Here is a 24,385-nt window from a genome sequence, read left to right on the forward strand (position 1 = left end):
AATTATTTCTGAAGCATACACGTGGGCATACACGGTGGGGAAGGATAGGGGTAGATAGAGGTGGACAGCCAGAAACAAGAAAGCCCGCACTAGGCGGGCTTCTTGAGGTGATTCATAGACTGCTGTAGACATCTATGGATCGGTACTTGGTGGCTACACAGGGACTTGAACCCCGGACCCCAGCATTATGAATGCTATGCTCTAACCAACTGAGCTATGTAGCCAAGTGGCGCGCATTATTCGCGGAGAACGACAAAGCGTCAAGCGTTTTTATTGAATTTTTATCTACGCTTTCAATTGTTTAACGAAAAGCCCTGGCTGGGCCGACGGGTGGCAGGGGGATTTGCAGGTCTTTTTGGCACGCCCCGGTCTCCCACATTTGATCGGCGTTGGCTGTCAGGACGTGCGGGGCATGCAGTCGATGGAGCGGTCGATCACGGTCTTGGCCATTTCCAGCAGGTGCCACACGGCGTGGATCTTGGCGCGGTCGTGGGGGGGCAGGTGGTCGCCGCAGTCCAGCACGGTGGCCGAGGCGCTGTGGATCAGGTGGGCGATGTAGAGCTGGGCGTCTTCGAAGCTGAGGTGTTCGTTGACGGCGAGGCAGTCGACCGGGGGATCGGGGAGTGCTTTGGTCATGGTGTAGCTCCTATTGAACGAGAGAGCGACCCCCCACGCTGCTAAACGAGGGGTGGTAGCTGTACGCGGGTTAGCAGACCGGTCAATAGGAAAACCAGCGCACCCGAAGGCGCCCCACGCACAGCCACCATAAGCGGTGACATGAACCATGCGTCTATTGAAACGGGCTGCTAAACCCGATCACTGATTCCAGTGACGGATCGAAGACTAGCCAGCGGTTTCCACAGGCACAAGGCGCCGGGGATTGTCTAGGAAACATCCTTCAAATTAAAGCGATCCACCCTGCTGGCCTTTTACAAAGCGTGACCGCTACAGTCGTTAGCTCCCTAACGGGATAGCCTTGCCATGGGCAAAAGTGGCACATTGTCGCACCTGCACCTGTGCATTCCCCCGCTGTACGGAACCCTCTTATGGCTCTTAGCAATTCCCCCGCCGCCGGGCAGACCAGCCCGCTGGTCATGCGGATCATCGGCGCGGTGGCGCTGGCGCATTTGATCAATGACTTGATCCAGTCGGTGCTGCCCTCGATCTACCCGATGCTCAAGGCCAGCTATGGCCTGACGTTCACCCAGGTCGGGCTGATTACCCTGACGTTCCAGCTCACCGCGTCGCTGTTGCAGCCGTGGGTGGGTTATTACACCGATCGGCATCCCCAGCCGTTTCTGTTGCCGTGCGGGATGGTCTGCACCCTGGTGGGGATTGTGATGATGTCCCAGGTCGGCAGCTTCCCGCTGATTTTGCTGGCGGCGGCGTTGATCGGGATCGGTTCGTCGACCTTTCACCCCGAGGCGTCCCGCGTGGCGCGGCTGGCGTCGGGCGGGCGCTATGGCCTGGCGCAGTCGACGTTCCAGGTCGGCGGCAACGCGGGCTCGGCGTTCGGCCCGTTGCTGGCGGCGGCGATCATCATTCCGTTCGGCCAGGGCAATGTGGCCTGGTTCGGCCTGTTCGCGGTTTTTGCGTTGGTGCTGCTGTATGCGATCAGCCGCTGGTATCGCACGCACTTGAACCTGTTCAAGCTCAAGGCCGGTCAGGCGGCGACGCATGGCTTGTCGAAACGGCGCGTGATGGCGGCGCTGGTGGTGCTCGGGCTGCTGGTGTTTTCCAAGTATTTCTACATGGCGAGCATCACCAGTTACTTCACGTTTTACCTGATCGAGAAGTTCGACCTGTCGGTGGCCAGCTCGCAGTTGCACCTGTTTCTGTTCCTCGGCGCGGTGGCGGCGGGCACGTTCTTTGGCGGGCCGATTGGCGACCGCATCGGGCGCAAGGCGGTGATCTGGTTTTCGATCCTCGGCGCGGCGCCGTTCACGTTGTTGATGCCCCATGTGGACCTGTTCTGGACCAGCGTGCTCAGCGTGATCATCGGCTTTGTACTGGCCTCGGCGTTCTCGGCGATTGTGGTGTACGCGCAGGAGTTGGTGCCGGGCAATGTGGGGATGATCGCCGGGGTGTTCTTCGGGCTGATGTTCGGGTTTGGCGGGATCGGGGCGGCGCTGCTGGGGCACCTGGCGGACAGTCACGGCATCGAGTACGTGTACCGCTTATGCGCGTTCTTGCCGTTGTTCGGGCTGCTGGCGATCTTGCTGCCGCGCACGAAAAAGGTCTGATACGGTTGGGCAGATATCCCTCTCGCCCAACGGTTGCCAGCTAGGCTGGACTACGGTTGCAACGGGTTGCGGGTGGCGCGCTTGAGGTGTTCGCGGGCCCGGGACAGGCGTGAACGCACGGTGCCGATCGGGATGTCCAGGGCGTCGGCGGTGTCCTGATAGCTGCCGTCGGTTTCCAGCGAGGCGTACAGGGTTTTGCGCATCTCGGTGGGCAGGTCCTTGATGGCGACCAGGGTTTTTTCCAGGCGGCGGTTGACCTCGAACTCCCAATCCAGGTTCTGGCTGTCTTCCTGGCCGTGCCACAGCGCTTCATCGAATTCGCAATGCACCGGTTTGGCGTACATGCGCCGGAAGTGGTTGCGGATCAGGTTCTGCGCAATGCCGCACATCCAGGTGCTAAGGGTTGCCTGGCCGCTGAAACGCTCCCTGCTGCGCCAGGCCTCCAGGTACGTCAACTGCAGAATATCGTCCGCATCTTCCGGGTTGAGTACGCGCTTGTGGATGAAGCGCCGGAGTTTTTTTTGCTGGTCGTCCGTCAGGTGGAGCATGAATTGAGGCGAGTCGCCAACAAAGTGAGCTAAAGCACCAATAGGGATATCCATGATTTTTTCCTCAGGGTGGGCGCGATCGAAATGGTTTCGATGGGAACCCCTTTAGCACCGGCTGTGCCAAACAGAAAAAAATCGCAACTGGTTGATTTATATAAATAAATATTTTTTGTTCGGAAGGTTTTGTGCGGTTTCTTGCAAAAGCCCAGGCGGGTTTGTGCCGGTAATTTCAAAACACTGCAGAGGGGAAATTTGTTGGAACCGTAAAGCCAGCGTTTGCCACATAGGGACACAATCTCTTTGTCCTGGCCTGCCCCATGAAAGTCGAATCGATCAACGATGTGCAACCGCTCCAACGCGTGGACCCACCCCGCGTCAGCCCTGAAAAAACAGCGGCCGTGGCGACGGGTTTCGATGAGGTTGCGCAGGTTTTCAATCAGGAAGTCGCGCTCAATAATCAAGCGTTGAACCGGCGCTCGATGGGCCTGGCGGTGCCTGCCGTCGAGCAGCTCGTGCGGCTCTATGATCAGCTTGGCCATCCGGCCCAGGAGACCATCGCGTCCATGGCGCGCCGGGTGCGTTCGCAACTGGCGCACAACGTCAGCGCGGACAAGTGGCTGGCGCTGACCGGCGGCGACCCGGCGCGGGCGTTCGTGGTGCTCAAGTATGTGGCCGCGCAAGCCGAAGCCCGCGCCGCCGACGTGGCCTTGGCGCAAGAGGCGATCGATCGGTTGCAGGTGCGCTACAGGGGCGAGATCCAGGCCGGCCTGAACATTGCCGCCGTGCTGGAGCAGGCCGCCGGCGACCCGCAAGAGCGTCAGGCCGTGCGTGGGCTGTATTACGCCAGTGTGGTCACGCGCCAATCCCTGACTTCGATGATGCAATCGTTGTTGGGGCTGTTCGGCGGGGACCGCTTCGCAGACGGCCTCAACGTGATGCGCCGGGCCCTGGCCGATGACATCGCCGCCCACTCGCCTTCGGTGCCCACGGCGCAGTTGCGCACGCTGCTGTTGGGGTTGCAAAGCTGCGCTCAGTTGGGCGGGGCGTTAGCCAATTGCCAGGCATTGCTGCAGCGCCTGAGCACCGATCAGGACTCGGTGAGTCTGTTGCAGCGCCTGTTGGGGTATACCGCCACGGGTGTCGATTCGGGCGAGGTATTGCGCCTGGCCGAAGACCTCGGTGGCGAGTTGGCGAGCGGCCAACTGGTGTCCCTCAACGCCCTGTACCCGGTGATCCAGCGCCTGCCGCAGACCTTGTGGCGTGACAACCGGGGGCGCCAGGAGGCGCTGCACAAATTCTTGTTGGTGATGGACGAGTTCGCGCGCGTGGAGCGGGGCAGCCCCCGCATTGCCGGCGAGTCGAGGGGGAACGCATGACGGTGCTGGCGACCATCAACGCTGCGCTGCTCAAGGTGGCGCGGCGTGCCGAAGTCTTGGGCGCGGTGGTGGTCATGGCCATTGTGTTCATCTTCATCGTGCCGTTGCCGACCTGGCTGGTGGATATTCTGATCGCGCTGAATATCTGTATTTCCTGCCTGTTGATCGTACTGGCGCTGTACCTGCCCGGGCCGTTGGCGTTCTCTTCCTTTCCCTCGATTTTGCTGCTGACCACCATGTTTCGCCTGGCGCTGTCGATTGCCACCACGCGCTTGATCCTGTTGGAGCAGGACGCGGGCGATATCGTGGAAGCGTTCGGCAACTTCGTGGTGGGCGGCAACCTGGCGGTGGGGCTGGTGATTTTCATGATCCTCACGCTCGTCAACTTCCTGGTGATTACCAAGGGCTCGGAGCGGGTGGCCGAAGTGGCGGCGCGCTTCAGCCTCGACGCGATGCCGGGCAAGCAGATGTCCATCGACAGCGATCTGCGCGCCGGCTTGATCGACGGCGGCCAGGCCCGCGACAAGCGTGAACAACTGGGTCGCGAGAGCCAGTTGTTCGGCGCAATGGACGGCGCCATGAAGTTCGTCAAGGGCGATGCGATTGCCGGGCTGGTCATCGTGGTGATCAACCTGTTGGGCGGGTTTTCCACCGGCATGTTCCAGCACGGCATGAGCGCCGGCGATTCGATGGCGCTGTATTCGGTGCTGACCATCGGTGACGGCCTGATTGCGCAGATCCCTGCGCTGCTGATCTCCCTGACCGCCGGCATGATCATCACCCGTGCGGCGCCGGATGGGCGCAAGGGTGCCAATAACATGGGCGCGGAAATTGCCCGGCAGATGACCAGCGAGCCCAAGAGCTGGATGATCGCGTCGGTGGGCATGCTGGCTTTCGCCGCCTTGCCCGGCATGCCGACCGTGGTGTTCATCCTCATTTCGCTGATGACCGGCGCCCTCGGTTACTACCTGATGCGCCAACGCCAACGCGAGGAACAGCCCGAAGCCGAAGCCACCGAGGCGGTGCGCCCCGAGGACAACGGCGACGAGGATTTGCGTGGGTTCGACCCGTCGCGGCCCTACCTGTTGCAGTTCTCCCCGGTTCTGCAAGGCTCGCCAGAGGTCACGGAACTGATCCACGGGATCCGCCAGGCGCGTAACGCGATGGTGGCCCATATCGGTCTGACGCTGCCGCCGTTCGAGGTCGAACTCGATGCCTCGCTGGCCGACGATGAGATGCGTTTTTGCGTTCACGAAGTGCCGATGATCAAGGCGTCGGTGGTCACGCTCGTCGCGGTGGAGCGCAAGGCGCTGGCGTCCGAGCCGGCCCACGCGGTGCCGGGGTTGCCCGAGCGCGACGAGCAGGACTGGCTCTGGCTGCCGCCCGACGATCCGCTGCTGGATGACCCGCAGTTGGAACGCTTCAGCGCCACCAGCCTGATCATCGACCGCATGAAGCAGGCCATGATGCTCAGCGGCCCTCAGTTTCTCGGGATTCAGGAGAGCAAGGCGATCCTCGGCTGGCTTGAGCACAACCAGCCGGAGCTGGTGCAGGAGCTGCAACGGATCATGCCGCTGTCGCGCTTCTCGGCGGTGCTGCAGCGCCTCGCGGGCGAAGGCGTGCCGTTGCGTGCCGTGCGCCTGATCGTCGAGTCGCTGATCGAGTACGGCCAGCATGAACGTGAGCCGGACGCCTTGGCGGACTATGCGCGCATCGCCCTTAAATCGCAGATTTTCCACCAGTACAGCGAGGCGGACGGCCTGCATGCCTGGCTGTTGTCGCCGCAGACCGAAAACGTGCTGCGCGAGGCACTGCGCCAGACCCAGACCGGGGTGTTCTTCGCCCTCGATAACGACAGCAGCGCTTCGCTGATCAACCTGCTTAACCAAGCGTTTGCCGTGCGGCCCAAAAGCAAGCGCGTGATGTTGGTCGCCCAGGATCTGCGCAGCCCCTTGCGGACCTTGCTGCTGGAAGAGTTCAGCCATGTGCCGGTGCTGTCGTTTGCTGAGCTGGGAAGTGCATCGAAGGTCAAGGTGCTGGGGCGCTTTGACCTGGGCCAGGACGAACTGATGCGAGGAGCGGCAGCATGAGTGCAACGTACATACCCACGCCAGGGAGGGCTTGCTGATGTTTGAACTGCGCGTGTTGGAGGGGTTGAATCAGGGCGCTGCGTTGCCGTTGTTTGGCGAGCAGTGGAGCCTGGGTTGTCACACGGACGCCGACCTGCTGCTGACCGACGCCGGGGTGGTCGAGCATCATGCGCGGCTGCGGTTGATCGACGGGTTCTGGTCGGTGCAGGCGGAAGCCGGGCTGTTGCAAAGCAGCACCGGGCAGGCGCTGGCACAGATCGCCGACCTGGCGCTCAATACGCCTTTTTCGCTGGGCAGCATTCGCCTGTGCGTCGCCTTGGCCGACCAGCCTTGGCCCCGGGCGGCGGTCGCGCAGGTCACGCCAGCCGCCGAGCCGCGCCAGGAGGCGCCGCCCGCGCTGGTGCTGTCGTCCATCCCGCCGTTTCAGCAGAAGCGCCTGATCAGCCTGGTGCTGGTGTGTGCGGTCATCATTGTGGCGGTCGGCATGGCGTCCACCGGCGAGCATGAGGCCCAGGCGTCGTTGATGCCCGTCGAGCCGCAAAAGCCCAACCTCGGTTCGCCGCTCGAGGTGCGTCAGCAGTTGCTCAAGATGCTCGGCGAGCGCGAGCTGGACCATCGCGTCGGCTTGCAGGTGATCAATGGGCAGATCGCCCTCAATGGCGATGTGTCCCAGGAAGAGGTCGAACTCGTGGCGCGCATGCTCAGCCGCTTTGCTGAACAGTTCGATACCGCCGTGCCGGTGATCAGTCGTGTACGGGTACGTGACAGCATCCTGCCGTTCAAGATCTTGCAGATCGTCGGCGGGCCGAGCGGTCATGTGGTGTTGGAACACGGCGACCGTTTGTTCGTCGGCGATGAGGTGGATGGCCTGCGGCTGGTGCTGATCGACAACAGCAAGGTGGTGTTCGACGGCGCGCAACGCTATGAGGTGCGCTGGTGAGCGGCACGGTGCAGGAGCGTCTCGACGCGTGGCAATTGATTCAGTCCCAGGGCCTGGCCCGTTTCGCGCCGGTGTCGATGCGCGGGCGTATCCAGCGTGTCAACGGCATGCTGTTGCAGTGCCGGCTGCCCCAGGCGCGTATCGGTGATCTGTGCCAGGTCGAAAAAAAGCCTGGCGATTACATGCTGGCCGAAATCATCGGGTTCGATCAGCAGGATGCGGTGCTCAGTGCCCTGGGCAATCTGGAGGGGGTGCGCGTCGGCGCCGCGGTGGAGCGCCTGGGGGTGCCGCACCGGGTGCGGGTCAGCGACGAGCTGTTGGGCCAGGTGCTGGATGGTTTTGGTCGGCCGATTGCCGGCGAGGGCCCCAGTGCGTTCGTCGAGGCGGATACGCCCGACGCGACCACGGTGTTGTGCGAGGCGCCATTGCCCACGGAGCGCCCGCGCATCAGTCGCGCGTTGGCCACTGGCGTGCGCTCGATCGATGGCTTGCTGACGTTGGGCGAGGGCCAGCGTGTCGGGCTGTTCGCCGGCGCCGGTTGTGGCAAAACCACGTTGTTGGCCGAGATCGCCCGTAATGTGGAATGCGATGTGATTGTGTTCGGCCTGATCGGTGAACGGGGCCGCGAATTGCGCGAGTTCCTCGATCACGAACTGGATGACCAGTTGCGTGCCAAGGCCGTGCTGGTGTGTGCCACGTCCGACCGCTCCAGCATGGAGCGCGCGCGTGCCGCGTTCACGGCGACGGCGCTGGCCGAAGGTTTCCGGCGCAAGGGCAAGCGGGTGTTGTTGCTGATCGACTCGTTGACGCGTTTCGCCAGGGCCCAGCGTGAAATCGGCCTGGCCGCCGGCGAACCGTTGGGCCGCGGTGGTTTGCCGCCGTCGGTGTACAGCTTGTTGCCGCGCTTGGTGGAGCGCGCCGGGTTGACGCGCGAAGGCGTGATCACCGCGATCTACACCGTGCTGATCGAGCAGGACTCGATGAGCGATCCGGTGGCCGATGAAGTTCGCTCGCTGCTCGACGGCCATATCGTGCTGTCTCGCAAGCTGGCCGAGCGGGGCCACTACCCGGCAGTGGATGTGCTGGCCAGCCTTTCGCGAATTTTGAGCAACGTTGCCGAGCCTGGGCACATCCAGTCCGGCACGGCGTTGCGCCGCCTGTTGTCGGCTTACCAGCAGATCGAGTTGATGCTCAAGTTGGGCGAGTACCAGCCCGGCAACGATGCGCTGACCGATCTGGCCGTGGACAGCCGCCAGGCGGTGGATGACTTCCTGCGCCAGGACCTGCGTGAACCCTCGCCCATCGCCTCGACCCTGGATCACCTGATGGAGCTGACTGCCTATGTCCCTTTCTGACGTATTGCCGAGTGACATCGACACCTTGCGGCGCTTGCGTCGATACCGCGCAGACCGCGCCGAGCGGGCGCTGCGCGAGGCCAAGCGGGCGCATCAAACGCTGGTCGCGCATATCCAGCAGGCCCAGGAGACGCTGGAGCAAACGCGCCAGGAAGAGGCCCGGCAATGCGCGCAACTGTTGAATGAACACCAGGGCCAGGTGGTGACCTTCAAGGCGCTGAAAACCTGGAGCGCCAAGGAGCAGCACTTGTCGGCCGGCACCCGCCGCGAAGAAAGCCAGTTGAAGACCCTGCAAGGGCAACGCGAAGAGCAGGCGGTGCAGGTCGGCAGTGCGCAAAAGCACGTGACCTTGTGTCTGCGTCAGGTGGAAAAAATCCAAGAACTCTCCCATTTACTCGCGCAGGAACCGCTATGAACCACGTTTCAGTCAACCCGTCTGAGCGCCAGTACCCGCTTGAGTTCTGGGGCGACCGTGTGCCGGCAATCGACGCGCTGGCGCCTTGGGAGCCACGACTGTTTGCCCAGTTGTTGAATGATGACAGCGACGACGCGAGCCAATGGCAGTTCCTGGCCGGAATCAAGGCTTCGGGGGAAACCGCCAGGGTCGATGCGTTGAGCGAGCAATTGGTTTCGCGGATGGACGGCGTGTCGCAGTGGCCGCTGACGGCGGTCTTGTATTTGCCGCACCTGGGGCGGATCGACAGCAGCATCGGCCGAGAGCAGGGCGCCTGGAGGGTTGAGTTGCGCGCCGAGCGAGAGGGCACGACGCGCTGGCTCAGCGGGGTACGGCAACAGTTCGAGCAAAGGCTCGCTGCGAGCCTGGCACGGCCGGTCAGCGTGCATTTGGCACATACGGCGCTGGCATGATGATGCCCTCCCTGGCGTTACCCACGGTCAAGGGCGATGTGGTGGCGGCCCGGCAACGGTTGGGGCGCGGATTGCGCATGTCGTACCAGGTTGGCGAGCTGCGCGGAGAGTTGCGGCTGGAGCCCGGGGCGGCCCCCATGGGCGTCCAGCCGCTCTGTTTCGAAACAGCCTGCGGCGTATTGGGGTTCAGTGAGCCGGGGCCGCAATTCAGCTTGCTGGGCGAATGCCCGGTGACGTTGGCGCAGGCGGGCAACGATCCGGACTCCTGGTTCTGGGCCCTGTTTCAACATCATTTGAGTGCCCAGGTGCGGGCGCTGTTGGGGCATCTGCGGCTATTGCCCTCTGCCCGGCCGTTGAACTTCGGTTGCCGGTTGTGCGTGACGCTCGGCGCTTCCCACGTGGTGGGCTATCTGTGGCTGTCGACCGAGAGCTTTCTGGCGTTGTGCGAGGCCGGGCCGTGGCGCCGCATGGCCAGCCCGATGCCGACGCGTTTTCAGTTGGCGCTGCCCGTGACGATCGGGCGCCTGCGCGTGCCCCTCAGCCAATTGCGCGGCCTGCGCGCCGGCGATGTGCTGATGTTCGAGCAGGTGTATTTCCAAGCCCATGGCAACGGCCATGTGCAGGTCGGCAGGCAGCGCCTGTGCGTGTTTATTGATGATGAATCCGGGCCTGTCTGCCTGACCCTTACTTCGATCGAGGAAGCGCCTTTGGAAGAGGATTTCGCAACACCGCCCTATGCAGGGCATGAAGACGACACGCCGGTGGTGGATGTCTTCGGGCATGAACCGTTCGACGAACTGAGCATGGCGCTCAATGTGCGATGCGGCACGCTCAACCTGACCCTCGGCGAGCTGCGCAACCTGGCGCCCGGCGCGGTGCTGGGCATTTCCGGGTATGCGCCGGGCATGGCCGGGTTGTATTACGGCGACCGCCCGCTGGGCGTGGGGCAATTGGTGGAGGTGGACGGTCGCCTGGGGTTGCAGATGTCTCGTGTGATTTTTTCCCGATGAGTTTTCAAGGCGTAGACCCGATTGTCCTGGCCGTGTTCGTGGGTGCCTTGTCGTTGATGCCCATGCTGTTGATCGTCTGCACCGCGTTCTTGAAGATCGTGATTGTGCTGATGATTACCCGCAACGCGATCGGTGTGCAGCAGGTGCCGCCCAGCATGGCCATCAACGGCATCGCATTGGCGGCGACGCTGTTCATCATGGCGCCGGTGGGCTATGAGATCGCGGAGGTCGTCAAGGTATCGCCCCTGGACTTGAGCAACGTGAGCACGCTGCAACAAACCGGGCTTGAGGCGGTGCAGCCGTTGCGGACGTTCATGGTGCGTAACAGTGACCCGGACATCCTCACCCACCTGCTGGAAAACACCGCGCGCATGTGGCCGCCGGCCATGGCGCAGGAGGTCCAGCGCGAAGATCTGATCCTGTTGATCCCGGCGTATGTGTTGTCGCAGTTGCAGGCGGGGTTCGAGATCGGCTTCTTGATCTACATCCCCTTTATCGTGATCGACCTGATTGTCTCCAACCTGCTGCTGGCGCTGGGGATGCAAATGGTTTCGCCCATGACCATTTCCCTGCCGCTCAAATTACTGCTGTTTGTGATGGTGTCCGGCTGGTCGCGGCTGCTGGACAGCCTGTTCCTTTCCTATCTCTGAGCTGCCTATGGAACCGATCGTACTGTTCAAACAGGGCATGCTGCTGGTGGTGGTGCTGACGGCGCCGCCGCTGATTGTCGCGGTGATCGTGGGCGTCCTGACGTCACTGATCCAGGCGCTGATGCAGATACAAGACCAGACGCTGCCTTTCGGCGTCAAGCTGGTCGCCGTTGGCGTCACGTTGGTGGTGACCGGGCGTTGGATTGGCCTGGAGTTGGTCCAGTTGATCAACCTGACGTTCGACATGATCGCCCGTTCGGCCTTGAATTGAGGCGTGCCCATGCTGCTCTATCTTGATTTACTGCCAAGCCTGCTGATTGGCATGGCACGCATCTACCCCTGCGCTTTTCTGGTCGCGGCGTTCTGTTTCCAGCACATTCGCGGCATGCCCAGGCACGCCGTGGTGATGGTCATGGCGTTGATGCCCGCGCCGGGTATTCATGCGGCGCTGATGGGGCAGGAACTCTCCGCGATGATGTTGGGCGCACTGGTGCTCAAAGAGGCGATCCTGGGCGTTTTGCTGGGGGTGTTGCTGTCGATGCCGTTCTGGATGTTCGAGTCGGTCGGGGCGCTGTTGGACAACCAGCGCGGGGCTTTGGCCGGCGGTCAGCTCAACCCGTCGCTGGGCCCCGACGCCACGCCGATCGGGCATTTGTTCAAGCAACTGGCGATTTTTTTATTGATGGCCAGCCTGGGTCTTGGCGCGCTGACCCAGGTGATCTGGGACAGCTACCTGATCTGGCCGCCGACCGTGTGGTTTCCGTTGCCGGCGGCCAATGGCCTCAGTGTGTTTGTCGAGTTGGTCGGCGACACCTTCACTCACATGATGCTGTACGCCGCGCCCTTTATCGCCGTACTGCTGTTGCTCGAGTTCGGCGTGGCACTGTTGGGGATCTACAGCCCGCAACTGCAGGTGAGTACGCTGGCCCCGCCGATCAAATGCCTGGCCGGCATCGGTATTCTGCTGCTGTATTTCGCCCTGCTGCAGGACTTGATCGTCGGGCGCATGGCGCTGCTGAGTGACCTCAAGCATTCCCTGGGCCTGCTGTTCAAGGGGCCTTTTACATGAGTGACTCAGGGGAAAAGAAACACCCCGCCAGTGCCAAGAAACTGCGTGACCAGCGCAAGAAAGGCCAAGTCGCGCAGAGCCAGGACGTGGGTAAGTTGCTGGTACTGACGGCCTTGAGCGAGATCGCCTTGTTCACGGCCGACACCAGCATGCAGCGCTTCCAGCAGATGATCGCACTGCCGCTGGCGCGCATAGGGCAACCCTTTGCGCGCGCCCTGGAAGAAGTGCTGACGGAGGCGCTGGTGTTGTTTTTCTCCTTCGGCCTGCTGATGGTCGGGGTCGCGATCGGGGTGAAACTGATTAGCAGCTGGATGCAGTTCGGCTTGCTGTTCGCCCCCGAATCCCTGAAGTTGGACTTCAACCGGCTGAACCCGCTCACCCAGCTCAAGCAGATGTTCTCCGCCCAATCCCTCATGAACTTGTTGATGGGCATCGGCAAGTCATTGCTCCTGGGCTTGATACTGTACGTGGTGATTGGCCCGTCGCTGGGGGCCCTGATCAACCTTGCCAACAGCGATCTGCAAACCTACATCCTCGCGCTGATCACACTCTTTCGGTACTTGTTGCATGCGTGTCTGGGGGTGCTGCTGGTGCTGGCGCTTATCGACCTGACGTTGCAGAAGTACTTTTTTGCCAAGCGCATGCGTATGACTCAGGTCGAGGTGGTCAAAGAGTACAAAGACATGGAGGGCGATCCCCACGTCAAGGGCCAGCGGCGCTCGTTGGCTTATCAGTTGGCCCAGGAAGAACCCAAGGTCAAGCTGCCCAAGCTGGAGGAGTCGGACATGCTGGTGGTCAACCCGACGCACTTTGCCGTCGCGTTGTATTACCGCCCCGGCCAAACGCCGCTGCCGAAACTGGTGGCCAAGGGCACGGACGCGAATGCGCGTAAGCTGATTGATCGAGCCAAGGCGGCGGATGTCCCGGTGATTCAATGCGTATGGTTGGCCCGCACGCTGTACGAGGCAAAACTGGGGGCGGGCATTCCGCGCGAGACCTTGCACGCGGTGGCGTTGATCTACCGTACCTTGCGCGACCTCGACGATGAGGCCAAGCGTGAAACCCTCGAGTTGCCGGAGCTGGAGCAGCGCTGATCAGCGGTTGGCGAAACCATCCAAGGCGTCGAGGTCGGCCAGCGACAGCATTCGGCTGAGGACTTGATCCACGGCCTGAAGCTCGGTGGGCAGGGCGTGCCAGATCACCAGTGCGCCCTGGGCATCGAGGTAGATATAGCAGCCATCAAATACCACTGCCTGATCGAAGCGGCGTTCCAGCACGCGTTGCAGTTGCCCGGCTTGCAAGGCCGCCTGGCTGATGTGCAATGCCAACCCCGGGCGGGCGTTGGCGTGCCGTGTGTGCAGGGCGATGCCCAGGCACAACGGCAGGTGAGCGGCATCGCCGCTCACCAGGCTATCGAAGAATGCCTGCCGATGCCGCTCATCGTCCGGCACCCTCCCGGCGTTCATCGTTCCAGCGACACCGTTTGATAGTCCGAACGCTCCCCGGCCGGGCCGGGTTCGACGCGCATGTGCGGCGGCCACCAGATCACCAATTTATTGCTGGTCGATTGTGGGCGTGAGCAGGAGTCCCCTTTGCAGGTCGGGGTGCAACCGCTGATGAACAACGCGGTAATCATCAGGGTGGCGCACAACAGTCTTGGCTTCATGGCGTGGTCTTCCGGGTTGGCGTGAGCAGGGACGGGCGCGGCACACTCAGGTGTTCATCCTTCACCACCGGGCGCATGGCGATGAACACTTCGGCTTCTTCGCCCGGCTTGAGCCAGGCGCGTGGCCAGACTGTGACCGCCAGGGTCTCGGAGTTGCTGCATTCTTTTTCATCGATGCGGACATTGCGCTTGTACTGATTGCGCAGCACCACCACTGCCACGTTGAACTGCGGGCCGGCATACCACTGGCTGCGCTCGGTATTGAGCGCCAATAGCTCGCGAGGGGTACACAACGTGTTCAACGCCAGCGGCATCGGTGCGGCCTTGAAGGCTTTGGGCACTTGCCCGCTGACCAGATGCGCCAGGATGCTGGTGATGTCGCTGCGGTTGATCACCGGCTGATGTGGGGCCAAGCGCCGTGCCAGGGGTTTGAGTGCGGCCTGCAACTCGCTCTGGTCGGCCTGCGGCAAGTAACGCGATGGGTCGGACTGATCGCCGATCACGCGCGGGGTGAGAATGAACAAACGTTCGCGCCGGTTGTTCTGGCGTTCCGTCGAAGAGAACAGCGCTTTGCCCAGCAACGGAATGTCCCCCAGCAAGGGGATCTTGTTTTGCTTGTCCGCGCTGTTCGTTACATGGAAACCGCCCACCACCAGGGAGCGTTTTTCCGCCATGACGGCCTGGGTGCTGACCTTGCCTCGACGCACATCGGGGCCGATGCGTTCGGGGTTGGACTCGTCGAAGTTACCGTCTTCGATGTCCACCGCCAGGTGGATCTGATGGCCACCGCGGCTGGTGATGACGCGAGGCACGACCTGGAAACTGGTGCCGACGGTGATCGGCAGGATGGTCGCGTTCTCGTTGCCGGCCGTCAGGTACTGGGTGCGGTTGAAGTCGATCACCGCCGGTTGGTTTTCCAGGGTGAGCACCGATGGGTTGGAGACCATGGTTGCCAGCCCGCGCGCTTCCAGGGCGCGCACGTCGGCGTAAAAGCGGTCGCGGTTTTCGATCGACAATTGTGATGAGGTGCCGGGCGCCATGTTGACCCCGCCGCGGAAGCGACTGTTTTGAAAGCCCCAGTTGACGCCGAACTCACGTAATTGGGTGCGTTCGATGTCGAGGATGATGGCGTCGATTTCCACCAGTTTACGCGCCACGTCGAGCTGACTGATCAGCTCGCGGTACATCCCCTGACGCTCCGGCAGGTCATAGATCAGAATTGCGTTGTTGCGCACATCAGCCTCGACGCGGATTCGGCTGGGGTTGACCGGTGCCCGCGACGTCAGCGCTATGCCGGCGTCCACCGGCCCGGTTGGCGCGGGTGTGCCGAGCATCTGCCCCAGCAGCGGGTTGCTCAGGCGCGGGAACGCTGGCGTCAGGGGCGCGGGCTGGGACTGCGCGGGGGAGCGCTGAGTCATGCCGGCGAGCATCGCGGGATTGCGTGGGTCGAGCAGCCCGCGCAGCATGGTGGCCACGCCGGGGATGGTGATTCTTTCGTTGCGGTATTCCATTTGGCGGTCCGCGGCGTTGGCGAACTTGAGCGGATAGCTCAACACGCTCTGCTTTTCGTCCGGTGAACGGCGCTGGCTGCTGAACTGCTTGATCTGTTCGATATAGCGCCGAGGGCCAGAGACCAGAACGACACCGTCCTCCGGCAATTCGCCCCAGCCGAAACGACTGTCGAGCAGGCCGATATCGGTCAGTGCCTGCTTGAGGTCGGCAATGGTTTCGGATGACACCTCCAGGCGTGCGGACTCTTGCTGATCGAGGGTGCTGATGTGCAGGGTGTTGTTGTAGAGATACCACTGGAAGCGGTGTTCAACGCCCAGCCTGTCGAGCAGCGACTGCGGGGTATTGGCGCGTATCTTGCCGTTGACGTTGCCCTCCAGCAGGCCCTCGATCTGGAGTTGGGTACCGAAGGTCTGGGCAAAATCTTCCAGGACTTCACGTAACGGCTTGTGCTGGGCTTCATAGGCGTATGCCGTGTTTTTCCATTCGGCGGGGATGGCGGCGAGGGCGCCTGGCGCCGGGGCCAGCAAGCAGGTCAGGGCGATCAGGCACCGCCAATCGGCGCGTCTGGATGAAGTTTCGGGCGGGTCAATGCGCAAGCTGTCGCGCTTGTGGATCTTGTTATGCATAGAAGCTTCTCTGATTAGTACAGCAACGAACGTAGGGAGGTGGGGTTGCGTCGAGGCGCCGATCTGTGGAGGCGCGCGACGGTGGCGCGCCAGGTATCGCGTTGGTTGAGCAGGGACTCGAGGCAGAGCTGCAGCTGCTGTTCGTCGTGCTTGTCATGCAGGCAATGCATCAGCCAGAGCGCGCCACTGGCCGGCGCCTGGGCGAGAGCGCCTGGAAAGTGTTCCAGGCTGACCTCGCCCAGTCGCAGCCAGCTCAGCAGCAATGATTTGTCCGGGCGAAGTGGCGTCAACTGGACACTGAGCAACAGGCTGTTCGAACAATGACGCAGGATAATTTCGTCATTGTTTTCGAATAACCTCAATTCTCCGGAGCCGCGTTTCAAACACTCGGCCAGCAGCGCGTTCAAGTTACTGACCGCTATCCAGGCCTGACTTCAGGAGCATATGTTTGACGCGGGCATGCTCATTGAAGACGTATTCGGAAGTTCGATGCTTGGCGACAAGATCGAAAAAAAAGGCAAGGTCTTCTTCAGACCCGGAATTGGTTTCTGCGGCGAGGTTGAGGTCACGTTTAACCTCCCTTGCGTCGTTTAAAAGCCGATTGCTGTAACCGTCGTAATAGTTCATGGATTCACTCCGTTGGGATGTTCTCCTTTTTGGTTTGTATTTCGAATTGGTTCCATGTGCGGCAATTTTTATTTCATGAAGTGTGTTTAAAACCCATTGTCTGAAGGGCTGTCATCGGGCTTCATGAAAATATTGATCAAGGACGTCCAGTCAATCCGGAAGTCCCCTTCTTCGGTGGTCAATATGAGCGATTGCAGTTTGATCGTATCGTCGGCGCGCAGTGTCCAGTGCGTGCTGCCGCGGTTGGTCAGGCATGCCCGCACCGCCTCCAATTCGAGCGGGTGGCAAACCAGTGTTGCCTTCACCGCTGGCACATGGCTCGCCAGTAATTGCTTGATCAGGGCGGCCATGCGTTGGGGCGCGGGGGTGTCTTCAAGCAGCAGGTGAATCGCCTGGTTGGCGATCGAGGTGGCGTATTGTTCAAGGCTGTCGCACAGGGCCTGACGCTCGATTTCCCAGCGTTTGAGTTGTGCATTGGCACGTTGCCATACTTCAACGCTGACTTTTTCCAGCAGCGCTTCACGTTGGGCGTGTGCCGTCTTCAGCAACTGCCTGGCCTCGGCTTTTGCCTGGTCCACCACATTGCTGGCCTGGGTATAGCTCGCCAGTGTTTCGCAAGAGATCAGGCTCCCCGGCAAGGGCGGCGCGCCCCCGGGCGAGCTGATTTTATATCGGCATAACATCGTTAATCTCCGTGCCCCTCTGAGGCGGCAGCGCTACTGTTCCTGTTCATCGCGCCAATGCGCCACGCCACCGCATGCCAAAGGGTATCGAGGCGGCTATGGGAGTCGCCGAGCGACAGGGCTTTTTCGTCCAGATCCAAAATGCGCCGGCGCGCAAAACGCAACCGGATGCGCTGCCAGGTGGCCGGCGTGACCCAGGCGCGGAGCAATTGCAGCGGGTCATTATCGGGTTGCACCATATCCAGGGGCAGGGCCTTGGCCAGCCTGTTGCACCACTGTCGATGGTTGTCATCGAGTGCGGTGGCATAGGCGGGACGGCAGATGCCGTCAATCAGGGCGAGCCCCAGGTCGAGTTGATCCGTGGGGGCGAGTGCCAGTTGCAGGAGTGCGGGGTCGGGCATTGGCGGCAGGCAAGGGGCAACGCCATAAGGCGTGCCCGTGACGACCTGCCGGCTGCGGTGCAGCTCATTCAGCGCGGCGTGTTGAACGGGGGCTTTCCAGTCTTCGTGGGCACACAACCAGGGCGCGGACCACCATTGGGCCCATGAGAGATTACTCATTGCGGGCCTGGACAGGCGCATCCGGGGATGGGCCGTCTGACAGCGCGTCTGCGGCTCTTTGTGTGCGTTTATGCCAGAACATGCCCGCCGCGATCATCAGCGCCAGGGCGATCAGCCCGAATGTCACACTGGCCCGCCAAAAACCGATGTCATCTCCCGGAACCAGGAACGGCCCGAAGTAAGCCAACCGTTGCTGCTCTAAGTAAGCGGTTGCCGGCACGAAGACGACCGTCAGTTTTTGCGGGTTTTCCACCGCGGCGGTCATCCCCGGAATACTGCTTGCAACCATCCTGCGCACCCGGGCCCTGATATTGTCGGGGTCGAGTCGCGGGTCATGCTTGATGAACACCGAGGCGGAGGCGGGTTGTACCGGTTCCCCCGGAGCGACGCGCTCGGGCAGCACCACGTGTACGCGAGCCACGATGACGCCATCAATGTTCGACAGCGTGGTCTCCAGCTCCTGGGACAGGGCATAGATGTAGCGTGCTCGTTCTTCAAGCGGCGTGGAAATAACCCCCTCTTTGCGAAAGGTGTCGCCCAGCGTCGCGCGCGCGACCCGCGGGAGGCCGGCGGCCTCCAGCGTTCGCACAGCGCGGCCGATATCGGTTGAGTTGACCACCACCACAACGCCATCTTTCGCGGGAACCTTGGTGGCGCGGATATGTTTGTCCGCCAGTTCCGCAACGACCTCATTGGCCTCTTGTTCGGTTAACTGACGATGAAGTTCGACACGGTCACTGCAGGCATTGAGCAAGAATGAGAGCGACAGGATTACTAGGATAAGCCACGGGCGAGTCATGTTGGCCTACTGGAGGTTGCTGATTTTATCGATGCACTGCGCGGTTTTACCGACGCTCTTCGACAACATATGCGTCAGCAGGAGTGCGTCGGAAAGTTGCCCCGGATATTTTCGCGCCTCTTCCAGTTTGTTCTTGCTGCTTAATGCCCGCAGGCTTTTGGTCATACGCTCAGTCATGGAATTGAGCTTGCCTGCGGCTTCGGAAAGCACATTCGGTGGCAGCGCATGATCGACCGCGGTATTCGCAATTGGGGAAGGCATGAGCGTTGAGTTGAAAAAGCTGACATCGGTGGCCGAGTGGGAGGCCTCCTGTATGCCCGAGGTGCCAGGGAGTTGATTGATTTCAGTCGTGCGGATGCTGCCTATCATCATGTTGCCCTGTCAGATAAGGGTTAGAAGATGAGCGTGTATATGACAACGCTCGTGGCGGTATGGCCTTCCCGGCATCGACTGTCGAGAAGGCCAGCAAGCGTTCAGCTATTACAGGCGGAGCATGTCAGCGGCTGCTTTAATACCGTTGGTATTAGCGTTCTCTGCTGCTTTATATGCGTTTTTTACGCCATCTTTGCGCTTCTTTGATTCTACAGCCTCCATCCCAGCATCTGCCTCATCAGCAGACATATTGTTGGCGTCACCGCCACCACCATAGGAGGCGCCAGAATACGAGCCAATCGAACCGATAGTCATGTTGTTTTCTCCGTGCTTGACGTTAGTTTCACTGGAGTCAGCGATACATCAAAAGACGCTGTTGCACACCTGTATCGCTGTTCCATGACTTATGTGGCTAAACGGATTCATGCGTTCCATATGTTGCGGGAAGGTATGTTTCAAAAGATGTTATTGCGTTAACAGGGGCGGCACCCTGTTTCAGTTAAGTGATATTCCCAAATGCTTTATTCGGTGGTACAGCGTTCGCTTGGCGACGCCTAAAGCGATTGCCACACTGTCCACACAGTGGTCGTGTTGACGAAGCGATTCTTCAATCAGCGATTTCTCCATCTGTTGCAATCGTGTCTTCAGGTTCAATTCAAGTTCATGTCGGTTGATCACCGCGGTGGATAACGGCGGCAGGCCCAACACGAAGCGCTTGGCCGTCGAGCGCAGTTCGCGCACATTGCCCTTCCACGGGTGGCACAGCAGTTGTTGCAATAACTGCTTGCTGGGGGGCGACGGCGCGGCGAGCCGGAAGTGATCGGCCTCTTGCTCAATCATGTCCAGGAACAAGGGAATGATCCGCTCTCGCCGATCCCGTAAGGCTGGAAGGTGGATATTGACCACATTCAGACGGAAGTAGAGGTCGCGTCGGAAAGTGCCTTGCTCGACCATTTCGTGCAAGGCGTGCTGGGCCGAGGCGATCACACGCATGTCTACCGGGATAAATCGTGTAGACCCCAGGCGTTCGACCCCGCGCGATTCCAGTACACGTAACAGCTTGGCTTGCAGCGACAGCGGCATGCTGTCGATTTCGTCGAGGTATAGGGTGCCCAGATGGGCGGCTTCGACAAACCCCGCGCGCGATTGCATGGCGCCCGTGTAGGCGCCGCTGTTGACACCGAACAGTTGGCTTTCGGCCAGGGTTTCCGGGATGGCGGCACAGTTAACTGCAACGAAGTTTCCTTTGCGACGAGACAGCTGATGGATGCGTTGCGCCAACGTATCTTTACCTGTGCCGGTTTCTCCCAAGAGGAGAATATCGATATCGAGAACGGCCGTATTGTTCACGGTCGTTTCGATGGCCGGGCAATCGCTAAAGGTCATGTCCGTTATAAGAACGTTTTCGCAGAGCGTCGACATCGTGTTGTGCTCCGATACTGTTGCCACTTCAGGGAGGGCAATTAACCTATGGGTCGGCACGCAGTTAAACAGGAAAGCTTAGTGTTGTCATGATGCGCAGCCGGCGTTAAGAGTGGCACCGGGTATAGGGAGGGCAAGTGCTCTGAAGTTGCAAGCGCTAGTTGAGATGGTTATCCGTGGTCGGCGTAAGATTATTCTTAGAGTGGTGAAGAATAGTTGGGAAGTTTTAATGCTTTGCAGATATGTTGCGGTGTGTGTTCTAAAGTCCTCTTATTTATAATGTATGGCAATGTTTCGCTCTCATGAGTCTTTCACCCACAAAAAAGCCGATGCAGGGCATCGGCTTCTTTATATCGCGACGTCTGCCGCGATCAATGTTTACACGTTGAAACGGAAGTGCATCACATCGCCGTCCTTGACGATATATTCCTTACCTTCCAGGCGCCATTTACCGGCTTCCTTGGCACCGGCTTCACCCTTGTACTGGATGAAGTCGTTGTAGGCGATCACTTCGGCGCGGATAAAGCCTTTTTCGAAGTCGGTGTGGATCACGCCGGCGGCCTGTGGCGCGGTGGCGCCGACCTTGACGGTCCAGGCGCGGACTTCTTCGACACCGGCGGTGAAGTAGGTTTGCAGGTTGAGCATTTCGTAACCGGCGCGGATCACGCGATTCAGGCCAGGCTCTTCCAGGCCCAGGGCCTCGAGGAACATGTCTTTTTCTTCGCCGTCATCGAGCTCGGCGATTTCCGCTTCGATCTTGTTGCACACCGGAACCACGATCGCGCCTTCTTCGTCGGCGATGGCCTTGACCACGTCGAGCAGCGGGTTGTTCTCGAAGCCGTCTTCGGCGACGTTGGCGATGTACATCACCGGCTTGGTGGTCAGCAGGTGGAAGCCCTTGACCGCGGCCTTCTCGTCAGCACCCATGGTCTTCATCAGGCTGCGTGCCGGCTTGCCCAGGGTGAAGTGGGCGATCAGCTGCTCCAGCAGGCCTTTCTGGACCACGGCGTCCTTGTCGCCACCCTTGGCGTTACGCGCGACTTTCTGCAGTTGCTTCTCGCAGCTGTCGAGGTCGGCGAAGATCAGTTCCAGGTCGATGATCTCGATGTCGCGTTTCGGGTCGACGCTGTTGGAGACGTGAATCACGTTCTCGTCTTCAAAGCAGCGGACCACGTGGGCGATGGCATCGGTTTCGCGGATGTTGGCCAGGAACTTGTTGCCCAGGCCTTCACCTTTCGACGCACCGGCCACCAGGCCGGCGATGTCGACGAATTCCATGGTGGTCGGCAGGATGCGCTTGGGGTTGACGATCACGGCCAGGGCGTCCAGGCGTGGGTCCGGCATCGGCACGATACCGCTGTTGGGTTCGATGGTGCAGAAGGGGAAGTTCTCCGCTGCAATACCGGACTTGGTCAGCGCGTTGAACAGGGTGGATTTGCCGACGTTGGGCAGGCCGACGATGCCGCAATTGAATCCCATGGTGTTTCCCCTCGGAAAAGAGTCAGGCCTTCTGGCTGTGCAGGTTTTTCATCGCGCGGTTCCATTCCCCGGCGAGGATATCCGGCAGCACGCCGAGGGCAAAGTCGATGCAGGCATCGAGTTTTTCCTGTTCGGCGCGTGGCGCACGACCCAGGACGAAATTTGAAACCATACTGGCAACGCCTGGGTGGCCAATGCCGAGCCGCAGACGGTAAAAGGTATTCTGATTGCCCAGCTGCGCGATGATGTCGCGCAGGCCATTGTGCCCGCCATGCCCGCCGCCTTGCTTGAGCTTGGCAACGCCGGGAGGCAGGTCCAGTTCGTCATGGGCCACCAGGATTTCTTCGGGTTTGATCCGGAAGAACCCCGCAAGCGCCGCGACAGCCTGGCCGCTGCGGTTCATGTAGGTGGTGGGAATCAACAGACGAACATCCTGACCCTGATGCGAAAAGCGTCCGGTCAGGCCGAAATACTTGCGATCGGCCACCAGGTTTACACCTTGGGCGTGGGCGATGCGCTCAACAAAAAGGGCCCCCGCGTTATGCCGGGTCTGTTCGTATTCTGCGCCTGGATTTCCCAGGCCAACGATCAGTTTAATGGCAGTCACGACAGGGGCCCTTCCTTTGGAGTTGTGGATAACAATGCCGACCTGAGTGCGGCGAAAGTGGACGACAAGGGATCATTTACTCAAGAGTAAACGTCGCGTTATCGCCCGCTTTCTCGCTACGTTTCGGTCCGCGATGTTTCCTCAAGCTCCGGCAATACAGAGTGAATTACTCTGCAGCGCCTTCTTCAGCTTCTGGAGCAACGCGTGGAGCGTGAACGTTGGCAACCGCTTTGTCATCACCGTGAACCAGTGCGACAAACTCAACGCCTTTAGGGGCTTTGAGGTCGGACAGGTGCAGGATTTCGCCGATTTCCAGAGCCGACAGGTCGACTTCGATGAACTCAGGCAGGTCTTTCGGCAGGCAGGTCACTTCGATCTCGGCAACAACGTGCGAAACTTCGCCGCCTTTTTTGATCGGAGCTTCTTCACCAACAAAGTGCACAGGCACGACGGCGGTCAGTTTCTGGCCGGCAACGACGCGAACGAAGTCAGCGTGCAGCACGTGGCCTTTAGCTGGGTGACGTTGCAGGGCCTTGATGATGACGTTCTGCTTGGTGCCGCCGACGTTCAGCGAAATGATGTGGCTGTAGGCCGCATCGTTTTCCAGCAGTTTGGCAACTTCTTTGGCCAGCATGCTGATGGATTCAGGGGCTTTGTCGCCACCGTAAACTACAGCTGGAACCAGGCTTGCGAGACGACGCAGGCGGCGGCTCGCACCTTTCCCCAGGTCGGAACGCACTTCAGCATTCAGAATAAATTCGTTCATGTTGTATCTCCAAAATAACCACATTCGCCCCAGCGTTTGCGACCAGCGCTAAAGGCGATATGGGCAAAAAAGCCCCGCCCCGACAATATGCCGGGGCGGGGCGCTTTTCGTCAGTGAGGTGATCCGAAGGTTTGACCCTTAACGGAACATCGCGCTGATCGATTCTTCGTTGCTGATGCGGCGAACCGCTTCGGCAACTACCGGTGCGATATCCAGTTGGCGGATACGCGGACAGGCTTGAGCTGCAGCGGACAACGGGATGGTGTTGGTCACCACCAGTTCGTCCAGCATTGAGTTCTCGATGTTCTCGATCGCTCGGCCCGACAGCACAGGGTGTGTGCAGTAGGCGAAGACTTTTGCCGCACCGTGCTCTTTCAAGGCTTTCGCCGCGTGGCACAGGGTGCCGGCGGTGTCGACCATGTCATCAACCAGAATACAGGTACGCCCTTCGACATCACCGATGATATGCATCACTTCAGAGTGATTGGCTTTCTCGCGGCGTTTGTCGATGATCCCGAGATCAACGCCCAGGGATTTGGCGACAGCCCGTGCACGCACGACGCCACCAATGTCCGGGGACACGATCATCAGGTTTTCAAAGCGCTGGTCTTCGATGTCATCCACCAATACGGGGGAGCCGTAGATGTTATCTACCGGAATATCGAAGAACCCCTGGATTTGGTCAGCGTGCAGGTCAACCGTGAGAACACGGTCGATGCCTACCACGGTGAGCATGTCAGCCACGACTTTCGCGCTGATAGCTACACGTGCGGAACGCGGACGGCGATCCTGACGGGCATAACCAAAGTAAGGGATTACAGCTGTGATTCGAGTCGCTGAGGAGCGGCGGAAGGCATCAGCCATCACGACGAGTTCCATCAGGTTATCGTTGGTCGGAGCGCAGGTCGGCTGGATAATGAAGACGTCTTTACCGCGGACGTTTTCATTGATCTCGGCGGTAATTTCGCCGTCGGAGAATTTACCGACAGAGATGTCACCGAGAGGGATATGCAGCTGACGAACAACACGTCGAGCCAGATCGGGGTTGGCGTTCCCCGTAAAGACCATCATCTTGGACACGCGCAGTACCTAGAGGCTGAGGGTAACCTGGATGAGTA

The 24,385-nt window shown here is 60.5% G+C and carries 30 protein-coding genes and 1 tRNA gene; 12 read left to right on the forward strand and 19 right to left on the reverse strand.

Features of this window, described 5'->3' with window-relative positions:
- Positions 1-147: 147 nt before the first annotated feature.
- Positions 148-224 (reverse strand) — tRNA-Met (locus PverR02_RS03870).
- A gap of 172 nt (positions 225-396) precedes the next feature.
- The gene (locus tag PverR02_RS03875; RefSeq protein WP_079442814.1) at positions 397-636 is read right to left on the reverse strand and encodes a hypothetical protein; all 240 of its coding nucleotides are present in this window, start codon (positions 634-636) and stop codon (positions 397-399) included.
- 410 nt (positions 637-1,046) lie between these two features.
- On the opposite strand from PverR02_RS03875, the gene PverR02_RS03880 reads away from it, so the two are divergent.
- Complete coding sequence (locus tag PverR02_RS03880; protein WP_046384781.1) at positions 1,047-2,243, forward strand: MFS transporter; 1,197 nt, start codon at positions 1,047-1,049, stop codon at positions 2,241-2,243.
- 50 nt (positions 2,244-2,293) lie between these two features.
- Here the strand turns inward: PverR02_RS03880 and PverR02_RS03885 are convergent, their stop codons facing one another.
- Positions 2,294-2,845, reverse strand: a complete 552-nt coding sequence (locus PverR02_RS03885) for an RNA polymerase sigma factor (protein ID WP_026139726.1) — start codon at positions 2,843-2,845, stop codon at positions 2,294-2,296.
- Positions 2,821-3,330, reverse strand: a complete 510-nt coding sequence (locus tag PverR02_RS32455) for a hypothetical protein (RefSeq protein WP_227778920.1) — start codon at positions 3,328-3,330, stop codon at positions 2,821-2,823. The genes PverR02_RS03885 and PverR02_RS32455 overlap by 25 nt, the downstream gene beginning before the upstream one ends.
- Here PverR02_RS32455 and PverR02_RS03890 point away from each other — a divergent pair.
- From PverR02_RS03890 to sctU, 11 genes are read left to right on the forward strand one after another with little or no spacing between them, the layout of a single operon-like run.
- Positions 3,304-4,167, forward strand: a complete 864-nt coding sequence (locus PverR02_RS03890; protein ID WP_231589991.1) for a TyeA family type III secretion system gatekeeper subunit — start codon at positions 3,304-3,306, stop codon at positions 4,165-4,167. The genes PverR02_RS32455 and PverR02_RS03890 overlap by 27 nt on opposite strands.
- Positions 4,164-6,257, forward strand: coding sequence for a type III secretion system export apparatus subunit SctV (gene sctV / locus PverR02_RS03895; protein WP_017844429.1), 2,094 nt, complete (start codon positions 4,164-4,166; stop codon positions 6,255-6,257). Before PverR02_RS03890 ends, sctV begins: the two co-directional genes overlap by 4 nt.
- Before the next feature lie 37 nt (positions 6,258-6,294).
- Positions 6,295-7,197, forward strand: a complete 903-nt coding sequence (locus tag PverR02_RS03900; protein WP_046384779.1) for an FHA domain-containing protein — start codon at positions 6,295-6,297, stop codon at positions 7,195-7,197.
- Complete coding sequence (locus PverR02_RS03905) at positions 7,194-8,552, forward strand: FliI/YscN family ATPase (RefSeq protein WP_046384778.1); 1,359 nt, start codon at positions 7,194-7,196, stop codon at positions 8,550-8,552. The genes PverR02_RS03900 and PverR02_RS03905 overlap by 4 nt, the downstream gene beginning before the upstream one ends.
- Positions 8,539-8,967 (forward strand): type III secretion system stalk subunit SctO, encoded by a 429-nt coding sequence (gene sctO / locus PverR02_RS03910; RefSeq protein ID WP_079442815.1) that lies wholly within the window; start codon positions 8,539-8,541, stop codon positions 8,965-8,967. The genes PverR02_RS03905 and sctO overlap by 14 nt, the downstream gene beginning before the upstream one ends.
- Entirely contained in the window at positions 8,964-9,419 is a 456-nt protein-coding gene (locus PverR02_RS03915) for a type III secretion system HrpP C-terminal domain-containing protein (RefSeq protein WP_017844425.1), read from the forward strand. The genes sctO and PverR02_RS03915 overlap by 4 nt, the downstream gene beginning before the upstream one ends.
- Complete coding sequence (locus PverR02_RS03920; RefSeq protein ID WP_057005747.1) at positions 9,416-10,429, forward strand: FliM/FliN family flagellar motor switch protein; 1,014 nt, start codon at positions 9,416-9,418, stop codon at positions 10,427-10,429. The genes PverR02_RS03915 and PverR02_RS03920 overlap by 4 nt, the downstream gene beginning before the upstream one ends.
- Positions 10,426-11,079, forward strand: coding sequence for a type III secretion system export apparatus subunit SctR (gene sctR, locus PverR02_RS03925; protein ID WP_046384774.1), 654 nt, complete (start codon positions 10,426-10,428; stop codon positions 11,077-11,079). The genes PverR02_RS03920 and sctR overlap by 4 nt, the downstream gene beginning before the upstream one ends.
- A gap of 7 nt (positions 11,080-11,086) precedes the next feature.
- Complete coding sequence (gene sctS / locus PverR02_RS03930) at positions 11,087-11,350, forward strand: type III secretion system export apparatus subunit SctS (RefSeq protein ID WP_017844422.1); 264 nt, start codon at positions 11,087-11,089, stop codon at positions 11,348-11,350.
- A gap of 9 nt (positions 11,351-11,359) precedes the next feature.
- Entirely contained in the window at positions 11,360-12,148 is a 789-nt protein-coding gene (sctT, locus tag PverR02_RS03935) for a type III secretion system export apparatus subunit SctT (RefSeq protein ID WP_017844421.1), read from the forward strand.
- Entirely contained in the window at positions 12,145-13,242 is a 1,098-nt protein-coding gene (gene sctU, locus PverR02_RS03940) for a type III secretion system export apparatus subunit SctU (RefSeq protein WP_079442816.1), read from the forward strand. The genes sctT and sctU overlap by 4 nt, the downstream gene beginning before the upstream one ends.
- Here sctU and PverR02_RS03945 read toward each other — a convergent pair whose 3' ends face one another.
- The 15 genes from PverR02_RS03945 to PverR02_RS04015 all read right to left on the reverse strand — a co-directional run bounded on the left by PverR02_RS03945 (position 13,243) and on the right by PverR02_RS04015 (position 24,347).
- Complete coding sequence (locus PverR02_RS03945; RefSeq protein ID WP_079442817.1) at positions 13,243-13,614, reverse strand: transcriptional regulator; 372 nt, start codon at positions 13,612-13,614, stop codon at positions 13,243-13,245.
- Positions 13,611-13,814, reverse strand: coding sequence for an HrpT family type III secretion system protein (gene hrpT, locus PverR02_RS03950; protein ID WP_017844418.1), 204 nt, complete (start codon positions 13,812-13,814; stop codon positions 13,611-13,613). The genes PverR02_RS03945 and hrpT overlap by 4 nt, the downstream gene beginning before the upstream one ends.
- Positions 13,811-15,952, reverse strand: coding sequence for a type III secretion system outer membrane ring subunit SctC (gene sctC, locus PverR02_RS03955; RefSeq protein ID WP_079442818.1), 2,142 nt, complete (start codon positions 15,950-15,952; stop codon positions 13,811-13,813). The genes hrpT and sctC overlap by 4 nt, the downstream gene beginning before the upstream one ends.
- Before the next feature lie 14 nt (positions 15,953-15,966).
- A complete protein-coding gene (locus PverR02_RS03960; RefSeq protein ID WP_046384772.1) occupies positions 15,967-16,359 on the reverse strand; it encodes a hypothetical protein in 393 nt (130 codons plus the stop codon).
- 1 nt (position 16,360) lies between these two features.
- The gene (locus tag PverR02_RS03965; RefSeq protein WP_026139725.1) at positions 16,361-16,579 is read right to left on the reverse strand and encodes a hypothetical protein; all 219 of its coding nucleotides are present in this window, start codon (positions 16,577-16,579) and stop codon (positions 16,361-16,363) included.
- An 86-nt stretch (positions 16,580-16,665) separates the two neighbouring features.
- A complete protein-coding gene (sctL, locus tag PverR02_RS03970) occupies positions 16,666-17,262 on the reverse strand; it encodes a type III secretion system stator protein SctL (RefSeq protein WP_017844414.1) in 597 nt (198 codons plus the stop codon).
- Positions 17,263-17,264: 2 nt separating this feature from the next.
- The gene (locus PverR02_RS03975) at positions 17,265-17,822 is read right to left on the reverse strand and encodes a hypothetical protein (protein ID WP_046488039.1); all 558 of its coding nucleotides are present in this window, start codon (positions 17,820-17,822) and stop codon (positions 17,265-17,267) included.
- Positions 17,815-18,621 (reverse strand): type III secretion system inner membrane ring lipoprotein SctJ, encoded by an 807-nt coding sequence (gene sctJ / locus PverR02_RS03980; RefSeq protein WP_046384769.1) that lies wholly within the window; start codon positions 18,619-18,621, stop codon positions 17,815-17,817. Before sctJ ends, PverR02_RS03975 begins: the two co-directional genes overlap by 8 nt.
- A 6-nt stretch (positions 18,622-18,627) precedes the next feature.
- Entirely contained in the window at positions 18,628-18,990 is a 363-nt protein-coding gene (locus tag PverR02_RS32460) for a hypothetical protein (RefSeq protein WP_226926248.1), read from the reverse strand.
- 111 nt (positions 18,991-19,101) lie between these two features.
- Complete coding sequence (locus tag PverR02_RS03990) at positions 19,102-19,308, reverse strand: hypothetical protein (RefSeq protein WP_046384768.1); 207 nt, start codon at positions 19,306-19,308, stop codon at positions 19,102-19,104.
- Between the two features lie 180 nt (positions 19,309-19,488).
- Positions 19,489-20,415, reverse strand: coding sequence for a sigma 54-interacting transcriptional regulator (locus tag PverR02_RS03995; protein WP_017844409.1), 927 nt, complete (start codon positions 20,413-20,415; stop codon positions 19,489-19,491).
- Positions 20,416-20,793: 378 nt separating this feature from the next.
- Positions 20,794-21,894 (reverse strand): redox-regulated ATPase YchF, encoded by a 1,101-nt coding sequence (gene ychF, locus PverR02_RS04000; RefSeq protein WP_046384760.1) that lies wholly within the window; start codon positions 21,892-21,894, stop codon positions 20,794-20,796.
- A 22-nt stretch (positions 21,895-21,916) separates the two neighbouring features.
- Positions 21,917-22,501 carry an aminoacyl-tRNA hydrolase gene (gene pth / locus PverR02_RS04005; RefSeq protein ID WP_017844407.1) on the reverse strand — a complete coding sequence of 195 codons (585 nt, stop codon included), beginning with the start codon at positions 22,499-22,501 and terminating at the stop codon, positions 21,917-21,919.
- Positions 22,502-22,667: 166 nt separating this feature from the next.
- Complete coding sequence (locus tag PverR02_RS04010; protein ID WP_017844406.1) at positions 22,668-23,267, reverse strand: 50S ribosomal protein L25/general stress protein Ctc; 600 nt, start codon at positions 23,265-23,267, stop codon at positions 22,668-22,670.
- Between the two features lie 138 nt (positions 23,268-23,405).
- Positions 23,406-24,347 carry a ribose-phosphate pyrophosphokinase gene (locus PverR02_RS04015; protein WP_017844405.1) on the reverse strand — a complete coding sequence of 314 codons (942 nt, stop codon included), beginning with the start codon at positions 24,345-24,347 and terminating at the stop codon, positions 23,406-23,408.
- Between the last annotated feature and the right edge of the window lie 38 nt (positions 24,348-24,385).

The sequence above is a fragment of the Pseudomonas veronii genome (assembly GCF_002028325.1).
GTDB classification, from domain to species: Bacteria; Pseudomonadota; Gammaproteobacteria; order Pseudomonadales; family Pseudomonadaceae; genus Aquipseudomonas; species Aquipseudomonas veronii.